General features: G+C 47.0%; 14 protein-coding genes and 1 pseudogene. 6 read left to right on the plus strand and 9 right to left on the minus strand.

Annotated features, from left to right (window positions below):
* The first annotated feature begins 52 nt into the window (after positions 1 to 52).
* On the plus strand, positions 53 to 2,170 hold the full coding sequence (locus tag DMR_RS24345; protein ID WP_148208378.1) for a hypothetical protein: 2,118 nt from the start codon (positions 53 to 55) through the stop codon (positions 2,168 to 2,170).
* Positions 2,171 to 2,203: 33 nt separating this feature from the next.
* Here the strand turns inward: DMR_RS24345 and traD are convergent, their stop codons facing one another.
* On the minus strand, positions 2,204 to 2,701 hold the full coding sequence (gene traD, locus DMR_RS22345) for a conjugal transfer protein TraD (protein ID WP_015860158.1): 498 nt from the start codon (positions 2,699 to 2,701) through the stop codon (positions 2,204 to 2,206).
* A 321-nt stretch (positions 2,702 to 3,022) separates the two neighbouring features.
* On the opposite strand from traD, the gene DMR_RS06755 reads away from it, so the two are divergent.
* Positions 3,023 to 5,866, plus strand: coding sequence for an AAA family ATPase (locus DMR_RS06755; RefSeq protein ID WP_015860159.1), 2,844 nt, complete (start codon positions 3,023 to 3,025; stop codon positions 5,864 to 5,866).
* A 262-nt stretch (positions 5,867 to 6,128) separates the two neighbouring features.
* Here the strand turns inward: DMR_RS06755 and DMR_RS24350 are convergent, their stop codons facing one another.
* Positions 6,129 to 6,695, minus strand: coding sequence for a restriction endonuclease subunit S (locus tag DMR_RS24350; RefSeq protein WP_015860160.1), 567 nt, complete (start codon positions 6,693 to 6,695; stop codon positions 6,129 to 6,131).
* Between the two features lie 141 nt (positions 6,696 to 6,836).
* On the opposite strand from DMR_RS24350, the gene DMR_RS24355 reads away from it, so the two are divergent.
* Positions 6,837 to 8,726: a type IV secretory system conjugative DNA transfer family protein gene (locus DMR_RS24355; protein WP_015860161.1), complete on the plus strand. Its 1,890-nt coding sequence runs from the start codon at positions 6,837 to 6,839 to the stop codon at positions 8,724 to 8,726.
* A gap of 530 nt (positions 8,727 to 9,256) precedes the next feature.
* Here DMR_RS24355 and DMR_RS23215 read toward each other — a convergent pair.
* The 5 genes from DMR_RS23215 to DMR_RS06780 all read right to left on the minus strand — a co-directional run bounded on the left by DMR_RS23215 (position 9,257) and on the right by DMR_RS06780 (position 13,840).
* Entirely contained in the window at positions 9,257 to 9,991 is a 735-nt protein-coding gene (locus tag DMR_RS23215) for a DUF6602 domain-containing protein (protein WP_015860162.1), read from the minus strand.
* Complete coding sequence (locus tag DMR_RS06765) at positions 9,988 to 10,746, minus strand: hypothetical protein (RefSeq protein WP_015860163.1); 759 nt, start codon at positions 10,744 to 10,746, stop codon at positions 9,988 to 9,990. The genes DMR_RS23215 and DMR_RS06765 overlap by 4 nt, the downstream gene beginning before the upstream one ends.
* An 85-nt stretch (positions 10,747 to 10,831) precedes the next feature.
* Positions 10,832 to 11,572 (minus strand): PaeR7I family type II restriction endonuclease, encoded by a 741-nt coding sequence (locus tag DMR_RS06770; protein WP_015860164.1) that lies wholly within the window; start codon positions 11,570 to 11,572, stop codon positions 10,832 to 10,834.
* Entirely contained in the window at positions 11,562 to 13,298 is a 1,737-nt protein-coding gene (locus tag DMR_RS06775; RefSeq protein ID WP_232502889.1) for an Eco57I restriction-modification methylase domain-containing protein, read from the minus strand. The genes DMR_RS06770 and DMR_RS06775 overlap by 11 nt, the downstream gene beginning before the upstream one ends.
* A complete protein-coding gene (locus DMR_RS06780) occupies positions 13,289 to 13,840 on the minus strand; it encodes a tyrosine-type recombinase/integrase (protein WP_015860166.1) in 552 nt (183 codons plus the stop codon). Before DMR_RS06780 ends, DMR_RS06775 begins: the two co-directional genes overlap by 10 nt.
* A gap of 180 nt (positions 13,841 to 14,020) precedes the next feature.
* Between DMR_RS06780 and DMR_RS24360 the strand changes: the two genes are divergently transcribed.
* The 3 genes and pseudogenes from DMR_RS24360 to DMR_RS06785 all read left to right on the plus strand — a co-directional run bounded on the left by DMR_RS24360 (position 14,021) and on the right by DMR_RS06785 (position 16,249).
* Positions 14,021 to 14,830, plus strand: a complete 810-nt coding sequence (locus tag DMR_RS24360) for a DUF5677 domain-containing protein (protein WP_015860167.1) — start codon at positions 14,021 to 14,023, stop codon at positions 14,828 to 14,830.
* Between the two features lie 98 nt (positions 14,831 to 14,928).
* Positions 14,929 to 15,143 (plus strand): annotated as a pseudogene (locus tag DMR_RS25755) (hypothetical protein); the annotation flags it as partial.
* A 53-nt stretch (positions 15,144 to 15,196) separates the two neighbouring features.
* Positions 15,197 to 16,249 (plus strand): TOPRIM nucleotidyl transferase/hydrolase domain-containing protein, encoded by a 1,053-nt coding sequence (locus DMR_RS06785; RefSeq protein ID WP_015860168.1) that lies wholly within the window; start codon positions 15,197 to 15,199, stop codon positions 16,247 to 16,249.
* Between the two features lie 1,114 nt (positions 16,250 to 17,363).
* Here the strand turns inward: DMR_RS06785 and repC are convergent.
* Both repC and DMR_RS06790 read right to left on the minus strand, forming a co-directional pair.
* Positions 17,364 to 18,209 (minus strand): replication protein C, IncQ-type, encoded by an 846-nt coding sequence (repC, locus tag DMR_RS23225; RefSeq protein ID WP_268741128.1) that lies wholly within the window; start codon positions 18,207 to 18,209, stop codon positions 17,364 to 17,366.
* A gap of 42 nt (positions 18,210 to 18,251) precedes the next feature.
* On the minus strand, positions 18,252 to 19,139 hold the full coding sequence (locus tag DMR_RS06790; RefSeq protein ID WP_015860171.1) for a helicase RepA family protein: 888 nt from the start codon (positions 19,137 to 19,139) through the stop codon (positions 18,252 to 18,254).
* Positions 19,140 to 19,452 lie beyond the last annotated feature (313 nt).

A 19,452-nucleotide genomic window follows, 5' to 3' on the forward strand; every position in this document is an offset into this window, starting at 1 on the left:
AGCCCTTACAGTCAAACTGAGGGCTTTTTTATTTTCCGAGTGGAGATTTTCTATGAAAGCAGTATTGTGCATTTCTGATTCGATAAATGAATTTGGAAATGGAAATTTTGAGTATTTCCCAATTAAGATCACTACAAACAAAAAAAAATTTATCAAGTCCCTCGTAAAAGAAGTGAACAAATTGTTGTTCAAGAACAATCCCAAGGATGTTGTCAAGCTATTAGTTTTAGGGTTTCTGTATGATTCCTTGCTGTTTTCTGAAGAGATTAAAAAAATCGGGTTTTTTAGAGCGTCAAAATATGATTTCTCAATGCCGCCGGTGATTCGAGCTTTTTTAAAAGGATTTTTCTTAACTTCACTAAATACAAAAGTAGATGACAGAACAGCAAAATATATCAAGTCAGTGGATAATTTCTTGAGCATAACTCGTGATGTGAAAAAATTATACGAAAAAATCATACATTTCACTCATAAAAACGATGATAAATTGTTCAAAACTGTAGTAGCTATTATAGACATGTTTTTTATGCATGACACCTCAAAAGCAATCCAAGACCCAAGACGGCCACGCAAATTATATACCCGTGAAGCTTTGTCTGAAGGCGCTTCGTATTTGCTCTACATACACAAAGACCAGTGTCATCTCGGTTTCAATAACGTAAATGAAATTGATGAAAATGCGCTGTTTGATCCAGAATATTTGTGCGCCATAATAGATACATACAGTCTCAAAGAGTATATGTATTCTGAAATTCGCATAGAAAGATTTCCCTATACAATGGATAAAAAAGAAAGTGGAGTTTGCCTTGTTTGCCAGGATGAATTGTTCGAAAAATCACGTCATTTAGGATTTTTAATGCAGGATTTGGCCAATTACAAAATCATAGAGGCCACAGAACAGGCCTATAAAAACAAAGCAGCCTCATTTGGAACTTTTTTTTATTCTGCTCCACGCCTGTATGATAGTCTTATAGTCAAACTTGACCACCCTGTTGAACGGTGGGTTTTGAAAATTTCAGAGAAAATTCTTGAAACTTTCAAAGACGAATTCCTCAAAGACAAATATTTTTACGAGGAATTAGCAGAAATTAAAAACCTGAACCACAATCACTTTGTATCTGAAAATACTTTTTTTAATTATAAAATCGAAGATGACGTGACAATAACTGATGTTTTTAAATTCAAGCGTTTCATTGTTTTCCTAAGTTCTATAATGATGTCTTTTTTAAAAGAAAAGATTCAAAAAGGGAATGCTAAAGAAAAAGCCATGGCGTTTAGATCGCTGATTCCTGTTTTTAAGAAAACCGACTTCATTAACGCTGTGTCAATTTTGATGCCTAAAAACAAAGTCCAGTCTATTGTCAAATTGTTGTCCTGGGTGTCAAAAGAAAGCAACGCATTGGACTTGCAGTACACGCCATTTATTGAAATCGAAAGTGAGTTAGTTGTGCCATTTAATCTTTTTTACAACTCAAACACGGTAAGAAATTCACTCAGCCTAAAGAAGAAACGATTTTACGAAACGAATGAATACGAACCAACAGTTAACATGTTGTATAGTTCGCTTGTCAATAAGTTTGAAAATGTTTGTAAAAACTTAAAATATCGCTCCAACAATGAGGAAGGCGAACTCGACGTCATATTAGCCAAAGATGGGTATTTAATCGTATTTGAAATTAAAAACTCACTACATCCTTGCAATATCGCCGAGTTAAGGACTAGCTTTGACTATATTACTTACGGGGCAAAACGATTAAACGATTTCACAAGATTATTTTTTTCGGACGAAAAACTTCGAACGTCTATACTAAATAGACTTGGACTAGCCAGCACCGGAACCTATCATATAGTTCCATGCATTGCCACTGGAAACAGGGCGCTGTACGGGTATAGACACAATTCTGTTGCAGTTCGCTACATTCATGAATTGTTAAATTTAATAAACACAGGACAAATTACACTCGGCGACAAACCTGTTTCTACATGGAAAGGATCAAATATTTCTATAGATGACTTAGCAAAATTTATCCAAGAGGATAGCTTATATGACGAAAATTTTAGTTTTTTCGAACTGCAAGAAGCTTCCATTAGTTATGTTGACAAGAAATTAATTCAACAACGATACCTATATAATAATGAAGCAGCCCAAAAAAAGTATGAACTTCAATGAGCCCACGAAACATTAGGCCCCCCCTTTGAAAAACTAGCCCTTCTTTCTCTGTTCATCCGCTGCGACCTTTTCCTGCCCAATCTTCCGCCATTTCTCGATTTGAGCAGCCTGTTTGCCAGCACCATACGCGTAGACTAAAACGCCTAGAATCACATCGTTATCCCAATCCTCGATCCCCGCCTTAACAGCCAAACCGCCAATTTCATATTTCCGCCTGTCCGCTTCGCGGCGAAGCTTGTCGCGGAGGCGCGCGGCACGAATGCCGAGCTTGCTTTGGGACTGGCGGATTTTCTCCAATTCCTCCTCGGGGGTGAGCTTCTTTCGTTTTTTCGGTTCCTGTGGTTCCGCCGCCAAAGGCGGTTCCAACGCTGCCTGCGATTCGGGTTCCGCCGCCTTGGACTCCTGCGGTTCCGCTGCCTGAGACTCCTGCGGTTCCGGTTCCGCCGCCGGCACCTGCGGTTCCGCCGCCTTGGGTTCCGCCGCCGCGTGGGCGGTCAGGGCCTTGGTCAGGGCCTGGGTGTCAGTCGTCATAACGCCTCCTGGATTGACTTCAAGATAACCCTACTCCATGGTCGTATCAAGCGGTTTCGGCCCCGATAGGGGACGAGAACGCTTGGCCTCACCCGCAGGGGGAGGAGGATTGGGTAAATTTCAGTGGATTAGTTTGATAGTTTTGAGTAGGATTTTGAGCATACGCAATATGCAAACGGACAAGGTCCGTTTGCGTGCGCCCTCCCGGGGGGACTTTGACACAATGAGAATATGGGGGGAGTGAGGAGTTAAGTGATTTGACGAGGATGGGGGGGTAGAGTTTTAAAGGTTTGATTGCGGTGGGAGTAGGAGGCAGGGGAAATGGCAATCGCGTTCGCCCGCTTGGAATATATCGGCATCAGCAATGGCAAATCCGCCGTTGCCCTGTCCGCCTACATCCGCCGCTCGGCAGAAGAATTGAAGTTCTGGGAAAGCCAAGGGGTTGATTTTTCGACATATAAAGATGGTGAAGCGGCCGTCCTCTCAACCGGCGTTATCCTTCCGCCCGGCTCCCCTTCTTGGGACGCAACACAGCTTTGGAACGAAGTAGAAAAGGCCGAGATTGCCAAGAAACCCCTTGCAAGGGGTGAAATCCGTTTTCGTAAAAACGCTCAATTCGCCAAACATTATATTCTTGCTTTGCCTTCTAATTCCGAAGTTACGCACAAAATGTATATAGAAATGACCTTACAATACATTCAAAAAAACTTCACCGATCAAAATATTCCATGCGAGTACAGTATCCACCTGGAGGAAGGGAATCCTCATATTCATATCCTAGCTGCAACGCGACGTCTTCACAGAAACGGCTTTGATTCACATAAAGCTCGTGATCTTGATGTCAAACAATCATTTTCATCAAAAACAGGAAAAGGCTTTGTCTCTGAAAAAGACGGTCTTCATATGCAGTGGGCCGATTTCCAAAACCAATATTTCGTGTCAAATGGTTTAGACATCAAAGTCGATCCGACTGCCGCTATTTCTCAAGTCCACGAAGGCAAAGCTCGTCATATTAAGAACTCTGCAAAAGTTGCTGAAAATCAAACTCGTTTAGAAGAGTTGCAAAACATCGCCAGAAATGACCACCCGGCTATTCTTGAAGCCCTTGTTTATCGCCAAACCACTTTCAATGTCCGTGATCTCAACAAAACTCTCAAAAAGCATGGTATTGAAGACGATGATGAACGCGAAGTATTGGTAGAGGCGATCCTAAAAAACGCCGAATGTGTTCCGCTGTTCAATGCCTTCGGCGAAGAGGCCAATGTCTACACGAGCCGAAAGGTCCGAGCCGAGGAAGCCGCGATCCTGGGCAACGTGGGAAAAATCCTAGAGGGCAAGGGCGGCGCGGCAAGCGCCAAGTCCAGGGCCGCCGCATTGGCCTCTAAAACGCTCGATACGGAGCAGCGCGAGGCTTTTGACGTGATGACGGCCGAGAACCGGCTCTGCGTCATCCAGGGCCGGGCTGGGGCCGGCAAGAGCTACACCATGGGCGCGGCTCGGGAGGCTTTCGAGGCTGACGGGTGGCGGGTGGTGGGACTGGCCCCGACGAACGCGGTGTCGAGGGACATGGCGAAAGACGGGTTCAAAGAAGCTTCCACATTGCATTCCGAACTTCTGAAGCAAGAAAACCCCAAGAAAAAGACCGTGCCATGGGATGAAACAACGGTTGTATTTGTCGATGAAGCGGCGATGATGGACAATTCAATTTTACTGCGATTAACCGATCATGCAGAAAGAACAGGCGCAAAACTGGTTCTTATCGGCGACGATGCACAGCTTTCCAGTGTTCAGCGAGGAGGAATGTATTCAGAGATTCGGACCAGGACAAGTGAATCTCTGATTTCCCAGGTAAGACGTCAAAAAGAAGAATGGATGATAAAGGCAAGCATGAATTTGGCGGACGGAAGAATCGGTGAAGCCATCGAAGCATATAATAAGAATGGACACATCATCCCTTCAAACGACCCAATTAAAGAACTTTTAGAACAATGGAAAACGGACGCGCTTAACAATCCAAGTGTCAATAGATTTGTCTACGCTGGCACAAATGCAGAAGTCAATGCAATCAATGATGCATGTTCCGAAGCGATGAGAGAAGCCGGACACGTTATCGGCGCTTTTGAGTTTATTTGCAAAAAAGGCGACTTGGCATTTCAACAAACATTTGGCGTTGGTGATCGACTCCAGATCAATGCTACTGCAAAAAATATTAACTCTGATTTGATAAATGGAAGTTTTGGCACCGTTCAAAATATCAGTGATGACGAAATAACTGTTTTATTTGACACTGGGCAGATTGTTACTTGGAAACCTTCCGAGTTCAATGGGTTTGCCCTGGGCTATGCCGGGACCGTCTACAAGGGCCAGGGGAAAACCCAAACGGACGTGTACGCCTTGCACGGCAGCACTTGGGACAACCGGACAACGTATGTTGGAGCGACTAGGCATAAAGGGAATTTTCGTCTGTATGTTGACAAGAACAAAGTAAAATCATTGGAAAGTCTCGTTAAAGGCATGAGCCGGTCAAAATCGTCTGGGACTACTCAATCGTATTATGATGCGAATCAGATTTTGGACCGGCAACAACGCGTTGAGAAGATGAATGGAAAAGAGTTCGAGAAGTTTGGCTTATACTCCATGCTTAAAACAAAGCATGATGTCGAAATCAAGCACAAAGAAAAGCTTCCTCGTTTAGCTATTGTTGCCTTAGAACTTAGCAATTATGGACTGTCCAAGAAGGATATTGCCCACTGCCTGGAACACGACATCGATCCGACCCAGGTCAAAAAAATCCTGGCCTACCTGGACAGTCAAGAGGCGAAGACCTTGGCCGCGTCACTCCAAGCGCAGAATATTATTGCTGGACCGAGTCATATCAAGATAAGCAAATGGTCTAAGCGGATCACTCAAACATTTTCTATTGCAAAGAAACAGCTTATTAAAAAAAGAAGGCAAGAACATAAGAGCTGGAGACAACGTTGGCTTGAACAGATGCGTGATTACGAACCAACAATGACTATCTTGGATAGCTCAATGCATCCAGAAACAGGAGCCAAAGCATATGTCGCAGCAGACACAGAACCAACAAGCGTGGATCACGGAACAGATCAACAAACAATTGAACCCGGAGCAGAACAATCCGACCAGTATTTGCCTCGGATGTAACAACGGCTTGCCGTGTACCGGCCAGGGACAGGATTGTCATACTGACAAATGGTACGTCGCTACGCATGTGACATGTCTGGCGCACAAAATGAAGTTTTTGGTATTTTACGAGACAGAGAGTAATGATACGCGCTCTTTTGCGCGCCCGCCTGAACCCACGTTCCTCGTCCCCCATCCGCGATGTTGCGCAATGTACGAACCGCGCCAAGAATAACGTAGCCATGGAAGTAGCCAAACATAAAGCCCCCATTTGGGGGCTTTTTTATTCCATTAAACGAATCATTTCAGCACTCAATTCTTGTATTTCCGTGTAAATAGAAGAGATGCGCTTGTGTTTTGCATGAATTTTATCAACTTCTTCATCGGAAGACATTTCTACCAAAACATCTCTTAAATCGTTTAAATTGATTGTCATAAGTCGATTTCCACATGACTTTGCCAGCAAGCTTTCTCTAGCCGCTCTCCTCCTCATGAAATAATAGAGCCAAAGCCCGTCTATGGCTTTGGGACGAATAATGCAAAGACTTTGCCCACAAACAACCCTTTCTTCATTTTGACCAATATAAAGCCCGGCCTGTCCAAGTGTTTCTCCGGTCCCGCGAAAAGAGAAAAGTACGTCGTTGTTCCGGATCAAATACTTTTTCTGTTTTCCACTTGGGTCAAGTTCGACCCAAATATCTCCACTCCCGCCACTTACGATGCCCGAAATTGGTTCAAAATCGGCCTGCGTCACCTCGCGGCACAAAATCCACCCATCTTTTCCGCCAGTGCGAGTCCTCGGCAACTGGCAGCGGATCACGTCCGCAACCTCGCCCAATTTCGTTTCCATACGGGATTCCTAAAATACCAAATAATAAAAATCAATGAACATGTTCTCTAGCCTTGCTTTTAGAGAAATTGTGCCCTAAAACAAATTTCCAGGGCGCATACGCCCTGGAAATCCATTCTTCCCAAAAATACGAGGTCCGTCATGGCATCTATCGGATTTTGCGCCAAAACCCCTGTTCGGCCCCAGATTGAACCCGCCAAGGATGCTATTATCAAATTTGACTCCGGGATTTCGATTTCTCGGGAAGAAGCGTGTTACAATACCCTTGTTTTGGGATCGACTGGCACCGGGAAAACGACTTCGGTCATTTTGCCAGCCATTGGAGCTTTGATCGAAAAGGGTCATTCCGGCCTTATCATTGACATTAAAGGAAACCTTTCCGAGCAAGTGCGGATTTTAGCCACAAAGAGAGGTCGGATTGATGACGTTGTTGAATTCGGATCATCAAAAAATGCTTCAAAGGTGGATTTATTAAGCGGACTTTCAATCTCTCAAGTCAGAGAGCTTTTAACTGTTATTGCCACGTTCCAATTCGGAAACATGACATCGAACCTGGACTGGCATACAAAAGGTGTTACGATTGCGACTGAATGCGTAACACTATTAAGATATTTGAATGAAAAGAACAATGAAATTCAAACGAACTTAAAAAATTTAGTTGATATTTTGAATGACTGGCCTTTGGCTGCGCGATTGTTCCAGTATTTCAAAAAACATGTTTTAGACACAAATTCTAAAGATCAAAAGGATTTCTTGAGCCGTGTTCAATCGGATAATTTCAACCCTCTTGTTTATGACAACAGAAAAAGCTCAAGCAACACTTTTAACGAACAAACTACCTGGAGACTCGGAGCTGTTCGGAATGGGTTGACCGAATTTTTGCAGAATTCAAGTATTGCCCAGAATTTTGCAACTTCTGGAAGCGGACTCAATCTTGCCGATTTGATTTATAAACAAAGAAAGATTGTTCTTTTAAGGTTTGACGGGACTTCTGGGCAAGTAGGAGCATGGCTATCTCGCTATGTTCTGACGGAGTATTATCGAGCTGTTTTTGAAAATGGTCTCAAGTTGAACAAAGAAGAGTATACTTTCTTTGTCGGTGACGAATTTCAGGAACTTTCTGATTTTCACCCGAGCAACAGGTATAATGATAATTCTTTTGCTGCAAAATCGCGTGAGTATAAAAACGTGACCATTGTCGGCACACAGTCGGTTTCATCTTTGCAAAGTCGTGGAGCGTCCGGCGCTTCCGTTCTGGAATTTCTAAACAATGTCAATAACCGCATTTTCATGTACTGTGATGACCCCGTTTCACAAGAAGTCGCAAGACGGTACAACGAAGCGGTATTTCTGAACGAGCTTGAGCCAGGAAGGGCTTTTGTCGTTAAATTTGACGCTCAATCACGTCGCCGGCTTCAATATGTTGAAAATTTACAAATTTCGCACGATGAATTACAAATGGAATTAGCTGAAGCCCCATCCAATGTCGAGACAGTTATGGAAGAAGCCAAAGAAGCGCCTTCGCTCGAAATGATCTTTGAAATTCTTGAATCCAAAGACAAAGAAAAACAAGAAGAGGTCAAAAAGGACGAGGGTCCAAGAATTCCGGGAAGAATTCCCGGAAGAATCCCGCATAGAATGCGCTTTAACGAAGACGATGATGAAGAAGAAGAACCGAAAAGCAAAATTCCAAACAACATGCAGCAAATCGTTGAACGATTCCCGCATTTTTTCAAAACAGCTATGAAAGGAGGTCGAATTTCAATTCAAATCCCCAATGGATGGGTTCAGGCATTTGAAAATGCTTTGGATGCCTTTGCACGTACCGGACTTGAGGTTGATATTTGCAACATCTTTATTGGTAGCGATGGAAATTTGACTCTCGGAGCAACAAATTCTTGTGGTGTTAATATTTTGGATAGTTTTTTGAAAAATACACATAGATTGTGTCCTATTTGTGGGAATGAATTAAAAAACAAGACTAAAGTTTGCGAACAATGCGCCCTAGAATTCAATTTTTATACCCCTTAAAATGAAAAGGAGGAGAAGGAAGGAGCTATCGAAGCTCCTGAGAGGAGGCGGCGCTGAAAAATCGCGTTGCCGGTGCGGGGGAAAACACCTAACTTTTCGATGCGTCTGAACCCCGGAATCTCCACCCAAGGTGGCTCCATTAGGGGGGGCACATCGCTGGCTCCATTATGGCGGTCAATGACATCGAGAGGGGGTGGGAGTGCCCCCTCGGCCGCAACTGTGGGTCATCGCAGGGCCAAACGGCTCAGGCAAGAGCACCTTGACGGCAAAGCACAGGCTCCAGGAAGGGGTCGCCTTCAGAATACGGATTTTAAAGCACGCCAATGGGAAAAATATCAATTATTACAACTAGTTTTTCAGCGCCTGGGCTCAGACTTTGAACGGGAGACAAGTGCCTTGTATCTGACTTAATTTATTATATATTTTTTAAGTAAACGTACGAAATTTTCCGGATTCTGAGGGGATCCCATGAAGACAAATTTTGAAAGGCTTGGCATTATGGAAAAGCCACTGCTAAACATAAACAATTGCTACGGTGCACTAGGAGCTTCAAGCCATTTAGCGTAAGCCCGCACATCTATCATAGGAACGGTTGCAATCATTTGAAGTCTTGCAATCAGCTCAAACAAAAAAGCCGTCGCAGGTTTACCTTGAGGCACAAAAGAAAAATCACCATCCACATCGCTACCGTAAATTCCATGTGCGGCAACACATCCAAAATCCAATACAGAATTTTGGTCTTCGGTTTTGAGAACATCAAGCAAAGGCTTTCCAAGCCCAGGTTTCCAATCACTTTCAAATGTTAAAAGCCCAGCAAGAATATGTTGGGGCGTCTTGGCCGGATATGTTCCTCCTGCATGTGGAATGGGCAAGCTTGTCCGGTGCAACTTCCTGACTGTGGCCGCCTTTTCCTTGGCATACCCAACTTGAACGGCGTTGATTGATTGCTTGGCCTCAAAAACTGCATAGACACTTTCTGCCGGTATGATGGCCTGACCCTGGAAATTAAATATAAATGGCGAATATTGACGATCAAAAACGACAATATCAATTTGATCGCTAAATTGGCCGTTGCAGTCTACAACGTGAGCAGAGGCGGCCTTATAGCGTTGTGGCAAATAAGAGTTTAGCAGCTCAAGCCAGACACATTCACTAGCATCGCCTTTTGTGCCTGGATGATTGAACGATTGTCGGGCAATCCTCAAGCGGTTTTCAATATCATCATGCAACCCGGCCAGAATTGTGCTTAAAGACCAAGTGCTCATATTACGATTTGCCCCCAGTTTGAAGCCGTCAAAGCTTGTTCGGCCTTCGATTTTATTATCCTTTTCTCGGTATCTGTCAGATCGTCTGACACAATGTTATTTGTGTTGGCGGGGTCAACAACGCGTGCGGACATAAAACTTTCTTTTATATAATCGAGCACATGCAGGACATTAGCAGACAAGCCCATGTTTTTTCCTGCCAGGGCATTTATCACAGTCATTTCTAGGTAAAACGATGGAAAATCTAGCGCGTTTTGATTGCGCCAAAGTTTGAGCACCCTAGTTTCTTGAGTCCTACCACACGAAGCGACGTAATTGATATGTGTGTGTATATTGGTCTTCGTCCACGTGTCGGCTTTCCTGCGATACAAGCTATGATCTAATCCACTTGGGTCTTGTAGGCGTCCAGGCACAAGATCAACGCTATATCCATTGACTTTCACATTAATGGAAACATTCTGTTTTCTTGGAGAATGCCCGTTCTGGCTCAACGCGTTAAACAAAGTATTATAAATTTCTTTAAGAGTGTCCGGGGTATTGCTTAACAAAGAAATAAACAAATCAATGTCTGTCCCGCTGTGGTTTGCTGTTCCTTTAGCAAAAGAACCACTCGGCTGAATCCCATTCAGATAAATTCCTGCCCATCCGTTAATAATAGGATAGAGTGCGTTTGCCGCTCGTATAACAGGAGAGGTTTGGCTCGTATCGACGGCTTCGCGCGCGAGAATGGAACGAAGGTATTCATCAGCGGTCATGTGTTTCCCCTTTAATAAAGAATCCACCGCCTTAACTGCCCATGTGAATCAAAAGCGCCCGCCGATATTGGGGCGCGTGCATCAACTAAGAAAGCCTAGCTGCCTCCGCCGCTATATGCCCTGCGAGGGATGTTACAAACGTCTTTAAGCTTGTCATAGAAGACATATCGGAGACTTCCCCTGTTTCTGCGGCACTGCGCGGGGACGTTAGGACGGCTGCCGTCGTGTAAAGCTGCTCCTGCACAAGACGCTGACAAAGAATATCGTAGCGCTTCAGGTAAGAAGCGCCTTTGAACTCAGGGAAAACAGGGAAGTGGGGTGAACTATCCCTAACGGGAGAACGCGACTCGGGAGCATCTTCAACCAGCATGAGCCAGCCAACAAAGGGACGAGGCTGCTTGCCAAAGGCCTCTTCTCTGTAAGCGGTCCATAAATCATGCGCCGTGCCGATGGCTTCTTCGGTCCGATTATTAAAGTTGTTTCCGAAAGACGGGCCTACGTGGCTTTTTAGCTCAATGGCCGCGATTAACTCGCCTTTGAAAATAACAAGAAGATCCCATAATTTCGTAGGTCTGAAATAACCAGGCAGGGTCAACACGGCGCGGCTCTGATGAATCTCAGCATGGGCAAGGCCGTTGGCTCGTACGATGTCGAGAACCAAGGCAATAAAGCCGTCCATGTTCTTGCCGCCAGTGACACCGGCCCGTTCGCCTTGGTCGGCTTTCCCAGATTCTATCTGCTTTTGGCGCGCGGCAACACGGTTTCCCCAAAAGGCTTGCACAGCCTCGCAGGCCTTGCGCTCATAGTCAACAAGATCAAGTGCCATTATCCCCGTTCCCTCCAATTGAAGATCGCTCGTCATGACTCAACCCGTACAGCCGGAACGCAGCCTTGTTACAGGCGTACAGGTCTCTACTTATGGCAGCAGACGCCAACTCGTTTCGTAGCTCATTGCTTACGTTGTTCCAATAGGGAAGGCGAATCCGTCTTAGATATTGTGCTTGAAACCGTAAAAATCCGCCGCGCATTTTTGTTGAGTATGTCGCCACAAAAAGTTTGGTGACTTCTGACAAAAGAACAGCTTGCAGGGCGCGAATATCCCATTGCTCGGCTGTCACATAGTACAAGTTATGATGAGGATATAGCTCGCCATCCTCAAAGACAACGTGCGCCTCTCCCTTTATGTCCGGGATGAGTAGCTTTTTCTGCTTTGCGATTGATGGCGTAATCCTGTCAATGGTGCGATACCACCTTAAAGGATTCTTTTGTGCGACATGACGACCGGCGATGACCTCCTTCCTCTCTTCAAGATAGCGCCGCAAACGAGGATAATCTCGAAGATCAACAAGGGGGCCTTTGTCTGTGAACGGGTTGATAACCCCCAGGCCATGCCATTTCACTTCACCGGATACAATGTCTTTGGTTGTGACGAGAGGAAGCTTCCTATCCGGCTCCACGTCGAGGGAATTCAAGTTGCCGATGAAAGCCTTGTCAGCTCCGGTTGCAACCCCGATGCCCACTTTGCAGCCGGTCTCTTCCAAGGTCGGATATTCCAGCTCAAGGCGACGGATGAGAGCGGTTTGATCGGCAGACTCTAAAAGCCATGGCTCGGACCCGTTCGTGATGCGTGTTAACTCGCGCACTTTTCCGGCCGATTCCTGCGACAGCTTCCGTGCGGTCAGCTCGGCCGCAAGCGCATTCAAATTGCCACGATCAATTTTAGGACGGTGGGCAACACGTGTAACGCCTGACTTTTCGCGGCAAATAACAGTAATCGCAGGGTAGGCAATTACGTCGCTATGAAAGGCCGGTGTATCCACCATGTCAACATATACTTTCAGATTGAACTCTTTGGCAACGAGCTTACGCAATGGGCCGCCGTAACGATTCTTCATCCAGCGATCAGCACATATGAAGGCCAAGCTCCCTTTTGGAGCAAGCAACGAAAGCGACTTCTCAATGAACGGGATATAAAGATCGGCCCTATCATACATCGTATGATAGCGGCTTCGATACTCGAACAACAAGGGGTAGGGAATCAGCTCTTGCCGGACATACGGCGGATTGCCGACAACAAAATCAAAGCGTCCTTCAGTCGAGGAGAGGAGAAAATCCGTTTGAGTTAGCCACCGACCCACAAGAGCCGTTGCGGACTGAACGGAAAAGCCTTCTTGCTCGATCCGACGAATGACGGCCTGACGTGTTGCGGAGAAGGTCACCCGATGCAGCTCAACCGCACGGATGGAATCCCCTAGATCGTCAAGGACGTTGCCAGCACGTCCGGAGGCGCGCCAAGAGCGGAGAAGCCTTCCAACGATGGGAAGCAAAAAATCGCCCCCCCCAAAGGAAGGTTCCAAAATCCGCTTTTGATAAAGCGGCTGGTCCTCTTTGTACCCCGCAAGATCAAGGATAAAATCAACGACCTCTTCGCGCGTAAAAATAGCGCCACGGGCCTCGATGCCGCCTTGCGAAGCCAAAGCTTCCACGGCAGCAGAGACCAAGGGCGTGGGCGTGGCTATGAGCGTGTTTTGAAGAATGGCCGTTACCTCCACAATTTTTCGAATCGGGCTGGGTTGGTCGCTGTATATCTGACCGTGTGTTGAATGTTCCGGTGCCCAAGATAGTCCTGAATCAAGCGCGTGTCTGCGCCTTGATCAGCGAGGGCGAAACCGCAGGCGTGGCGGAGCATGTGAGGGTGGGCGGGCAGGGGAAGGCCTGCCACCTCGCCATAGTGCCGGATCGCAAGCCATGCCGTCTTGCGGCTCCAGGCTGTCCGCCTCTCACTCACAAAAAATGAGTCCGTGTCCGGCTTCATCTTGGCCCGATCTGTGAGCCACGCCTTGATAGCCCGCAGCTCGTCGGCCCGCAACGGTTGGGTGGTGGATAGGCCCTTCTTGAGCCGGGCGACGTGCAGGACGCGGCTTTCGGTGTCCACCTGGGAAAGAACCAGGCCGCAAGCCTCCGATACCCGCAGGCCATGCCGGAACATGAGGAGGAGAAAGCACCGGTCGCGGGCCTCGTTCCGTGTCCCCTTGGTGGCAGCTATGAGCTTATCGACCTCGGCGGAAACGAGGTGTTTTCGTTCTTGCATCATTTTGTCTAGTGTTGGCGTTTTGGGAACCTAGGAAAATCGCGGCTTTCCGGCCTTCATCGCGGCAGACATTAGACAAAATACAATATTTTGTCTAATGATAAATCCGCCAGAACACTTGCGCGGCAAGCCCATTTGCCACATAAAGACCACCTCTTCTGCAAAACACAAAGAGCGACCAACATGGAAAACCTAGATTCAGAATACAACGACCTACTTAAGAAGTTTGACACTACCATATCAGCTGTGAGCGCCTTATCTCATCACTCGGCTGGTTTTCCCTCCGCATCATCGCGGCATTATTGGGCATCAGTTCTTTTTACCCGTCTGAGCGCTTGGGGATTAAGTATATTACAGCTTTTGCCTAGAAGCAGATTTTCAACCATATTTCTTCAAAACTGGGACTGTTCTCCAATGACATCATTAGCAAGAAACTTCAGTGAATGTTTCATCGCTTACTTTTATCTAGCAATAGAAGAAACTAGCGAAGAAGAATGGCAATGCCGCTGGAACATATTCAATCTTCACGACTGCTTAAGAAGAAGAAAAATGTTTGAGCACCTAAAAACCCCATCCGATGAACTGAATGAGTTCGCGGAACAGGCCAACGAAATCAAACAACACCTTAAAAATAATACTTTTTTTTCAAGAATCTCCAAGGAAAAGCAATCTCGATATCTAAAGGCAAAAGACCTATACATGGACTCTCAAGACGCGATTATGAACAGGGCTGGAATTAACTCTGATGCTTTTAGGGCGTTTTACATTTTGTGGTCATGCCATACGCACACTTTCCCCATGGGGTTTTATAAAACAGGAGAAAATAATCGTGGAACCGGTCTTGAAAACATATCCGACAAAAGACACATGGTAGTTGCTCTTGATTTTTGCACAGATTTAGCAAAAAAAGCCGCGAGAAGCCACTTAGTATTGTTCCCTCATGCAGCTAGAGGACTAACATCTGAAAGCAAAAAATCCATATTTGATGAGTAGGAGGCCAAGTTAAGCCTTTCATCCATTGCCGCACTTGAGGACATGCCGCCACCGGTCGCACGCTTCCTCGCCGTCGCGGCTCGACACTCCTTTTTCAGCCACAAATCGCCTTCAAGCCTGACTGGGTAAAACATGCCAAGGCCGCGCCGTTCATGCGCAACGACCTAATGCTGGCCGTCATGCCCATTGGCGTCATCATCTTCCCCGACTCGGGGGATACAAGGGCAATCTGGCAGACAAGCTACGCAAGCTCGGAGTTCTAGTCTTCCGGTTCGGGCCCGCCTCTTGTCAGCCAGAAGCGATAAAGCTATAAATACCTGCCGATGGCCATGCCCTTGCACTCAACACAATGCCCGGCGAGGTAAGATGAGCAGTTTGGAAGACATCAGAAAAGAATACGAAGAGCTTGCGAGTTTGCCGTCCGATGCTGACGGAAACGCGAAACGAAAACGAGGCTTTGCTTTCGAAAGACTGTTGAACAAGCTCTTCGCCCTGAACGGACTTGAACCCCGCACCGGCTTTCGTCCGGCGGGCGAGCAGATCGATGGCTCCTTATACCTCGACGGGCGCATTTACCTCCTTGAGGCGAAATGGCATGCCGACCCGCTGCCCGCATCGACGCTCTATCAGTTCAAGGGAAAGGTCGACGGCAAGCTCGCCGGAACCATAGGCATCTTTATTTCGATGTCAGGCTATGCCGAAGATGCTGTCGATGCGCTCATTCTCGGCAAGGAGCTCAACATCGTCCTGCTCGACCAGCGCGACATGGACGCATCGATCGTGCGGGGAAGCGGCTTCAAGAGCGTGCTGAAATTCAAGCTTCGGAAGGCCGCCGAGGAAGGTGCGATCTACTTCCCGATGGAAGGAGATCTCGTCACAGCTGATAAGACCAGCGCGGTCGAGATCGACCTCCTGCGCTACGATCACGCCACCGGCGGCATCATGGCGACCCAGCCTGCACAGCCTGCGGCAGCGGATCTGCTGATCGTTTGCGAAGGCGACTCCGATCGCGTGGTAATCGCCACGCTCGCCGAACGCATCCTTGCGGCCGCCGGCTCAAGACGCTCGATCAAGATCATGACCGCGATGGGGAAAATGGCCATTCCGCGCGTCGCCAACGCCATGTGGAGTACCTTCAATTCGGAATCGAAGGTGTTAATCGTCGTAGATGGCGATAACGACCCAACCGGCACGGCCTCAATGCTCCGCAACGGTATGGAATTCCCAGACTGGATTGCCGCGATCGCCAATCCATCGATCGAGACCTGGCTCGACCTCGATTTTGAGACATTGCGACGCCGAGGCGGTAAATCGCGGATCAAGCAATACCGCAAGGCCTCAGAATCCTTGGACATCGATGCGGTTCGTCTGCGGGATACGCAGTTCGCACAATTCTACAACGCGATCCTTGGAGCCTGATCGTTTCCATGCTCCACGCAAAAGCCCACACGCGCCAAAGATGCGCTTTGGTCCCCCCAACACTGGAGCGGAGCGCACTTTTGTCATTGATCCGTCGGGATTATTCAGGCCGTTCAATTCTTATCCAAGGGCATCCATCGCGACTACGGATTTAGAAATAATTCAAGAAAATTAATAGTTTGTTTTTTTGTGCTATAAATGCTTTTTTAGAACGTAGTCTGAACGTAGGAATGCTTGGCTTTGCTCAGAACTGCTCAGGTTGAACGTGCCCTTGCTCGGGACGGCTCAGGTTGAACGTGCCCTTGCTCGGGAATGCTCAGGTTGAGCGTGTCCTTGCTCGGGAATGCTCAGGTTGAACGTGTCCTTGCTCGGGAATGCTAAAAAGCTCCTATTGCCATGATTTTTTGAAAAAATTCTTTAATTACCCATTTCTTGGGAAGTTTTGCATTCGAATCATTTTCTAACAGCAGAAAACCAGCCGGCGGGGAAGGGGAAAAAACCCAACAGCCCGGACGGCACAATTTTCGACCCGTCTCCAGCCCCTCGCGACTGGCGACGGGGCTGGCGCTTCGCGGCTCATCCCTCGATCCATTTCCCCGGAGCGCTTCGCGCGGAACCTCCAAACCAGATGTCTATCCGGCGCGAAGCGCATCCGGCCGGATACGGCCGGCCAGGGTGCCATGCTCGTAATTGCCCGGCCAGGAACGGCCGGGCATGGAGGTCTGGCGGGGCAGGGGCACCCCGCCTGACCGGACTTAGATCGGGTGGTTTTGGGCCTCCCTCCCCCTTCCCCGATGGCGGATTTCCGGCCGGTCACGGCCGGATCGAATGCCATCCATGATCGTAATTGCCCGGCCAGGAACGGCCGGGCATTGTGATGCCAATTTTTGGTTCGTATCTCTTCCTAGTCATCCTTAGGGATGACTAGGAAGAGATAGGCGCAACAGCATTTCTGCAAATTAATTTAAAAATTCTAATAGTTACAGACACACCTTGTGACCAAAATCTCACCCCTTGTGACCAAAATCTCCATAGTCCGTGACCGAAATCTCCATAGTCTGTGACCAAACTCTCCATAGTCAGCCCTGTGAACCATCGAATATTCCGGACCAATTTACCCGCCCTCAATCTGCCCCTGAGCAGTTCCGTCACGGCGCTCGGGACGACCAATAAACACAACGTCATTTTCAAATCGGACGTTCCAATTGATCCGCTCAAAACAAGGGAGCACATCCTTTACCAATCGAGACAGTCTCTTTCGCACGACTGCTGGACTTTTATCTTCATCCCAAACATAATTCATCAACGTAGTAAGCAAAAAGCTCCTTGTTTTGCCAGGATTGATAACTGCACACAGATAGCTATGCAAAAGGCAAGCAGGCTCTGATTCAAGCTGGCGAGATTCGTTTATGTCTATTTTTGTATAGTTTCTCTTCCCGAGGATTGCTAAGGCCAGAAAAGGGTTGATTAGAATTTGTATTCTCCCATTGTCTTCGTTGGAATACGACAGAATATTAAAACCATATGTTTTTCTCGAATTGGTATCTTTTATATGGAACGCGACTCCTGTCAAATTTTTCAAAGAATTCAAAACCATTCCTGGCCATTTCCCGTGCCGTTGTTTGCTTAATACATGAGCCAATTCATAGGCAGAGGTTTCAATAGCGCACGAAATATCCTTTACTGATTCATCTTTTAATTTCAAATTCATTCGCAAGAGATGGTATCTTTCTGAAGTCGCCTGCTCTTTAACAAGTGTTCCTCTTCTTTTTTGGCATGACAATAATAAAATTGCTTGAAATATCTTGAAATCAAAAACACTTAACTGACAAAATCCTCGAACCTCAATTTCAAGGTGTCCATAGTTTTCTATGAAATGCATCCTTTTTTCCATTTCATGCTTAGAAACAGATCGAAACAGCCTCCGAAGCAGCAAATGCATGTGATCAATTCTAACCACTGCATTTGCTGCTTTTGAATATGAAGAAGACCTAGCCAAGGGCTATTTTCCTTCAATTTTGATGATGTCGGCAGGCATAAGAACGCCATTCTCGTCGCGTTCATACCAGCGTTCAGGGATTGGAGAGCCATAGTTTTGCTTTGACACGCCAAAACGAACAAAGAATCGCCGGCCATCTTCGCCGATAGCCATTTTTGGCGTCTTCGGACGGGCGAAATTTTCCGCTTCATCTTTTGACATTGGGGCAAGAAATTGCTGAAATCTGATATTGTCAGATAACACTGACGACCCTCGTGCGGCTTGTTGCATGTCGGAGTTGTTGTTAAGAGCAGAGCTTTTGTTAATGTGATGCAAAAATATGCACGAACAGTGAAGCTCGTGGCATATTTGTTCCATAACGCTCAAGACCATCGACATAGCTCCGCCTTCATTCTCATCTAAAAAATGAAAACGTCGTAATGTATCAAAATAAATCAATCGAAGCGGGTCGTCTCCTTCAGATGCAATTTTTCGACACAACGGCTTGATGATCTCGATAAATTCGTAAACATCATCGGTTTCATTTTTTTTGGCAGTGAGATTTGGCTCTTTTGCCAAAAGTGAGATCATCCAGAGATTTTTTCTTGCATAAACTTTGTCTTCTTCGTTAAGCCCCCACGCTTTAGAAATGGATTGAATTCGTTTGCCGAATTCCTCTTCGGGGTCTTCGGCTGCAAAATAAATTACTTGACCGCGTTTTTGTCCATCTCGGCCAATTGCAATGCCAAAAGCTTGCTGCATAGCGAAAAATGATTTGCCGCTTGCGCCAGCAGCGATAAGCGAGCCTACGAGGCCCAAAGGAAGGCCTTCGACGACGTAATCAAGATCAGAATAATCCGCGTTGATTAAATCGTCAGAACGCGTGATTTTATCGAAATCAATGGGCTTCATGATTATTCTCCTTCCTTTGCAAGAGCCGCTTTGGCGGCGGCCTGGGCAGCAGAGACGGCGGCCTTGGCGCGAGCTTCGGCTTTCGTGGGCCGGCCACTACGGCGTGGAGGCGTAGAGGCCGTGGAAGCGGCAGAAGAGGCCTGGGAGGACTTGCTGGCGGTGTCCTGGGCTTGGGCCGAAGCTTGAGCAGCGGCTTGACCTTGGGCGGCGGCTTGGGCCGCAACCCAGGCCTGGACGCTTTCGGGCGTCCAGTAGTTGCGCCTGCCGATTTTGATCGGAGTCGGGGCGAGGTCTGGGCGGTGGCGCTTAACGG

The sequence above is a fragment of the Solidesulfovibrio magneticus RS-1 genome (genome assembly GCF_000010665.1).
In the GTDB taxonomy this organism is placed as follows: Bacteria; Desulfobacterota; Desulfovibrionia; order Desulfovibrionales; family Desulfovibrionaceae; genus Solidesulfovibrio; species Solidesulfovibrio magneticus.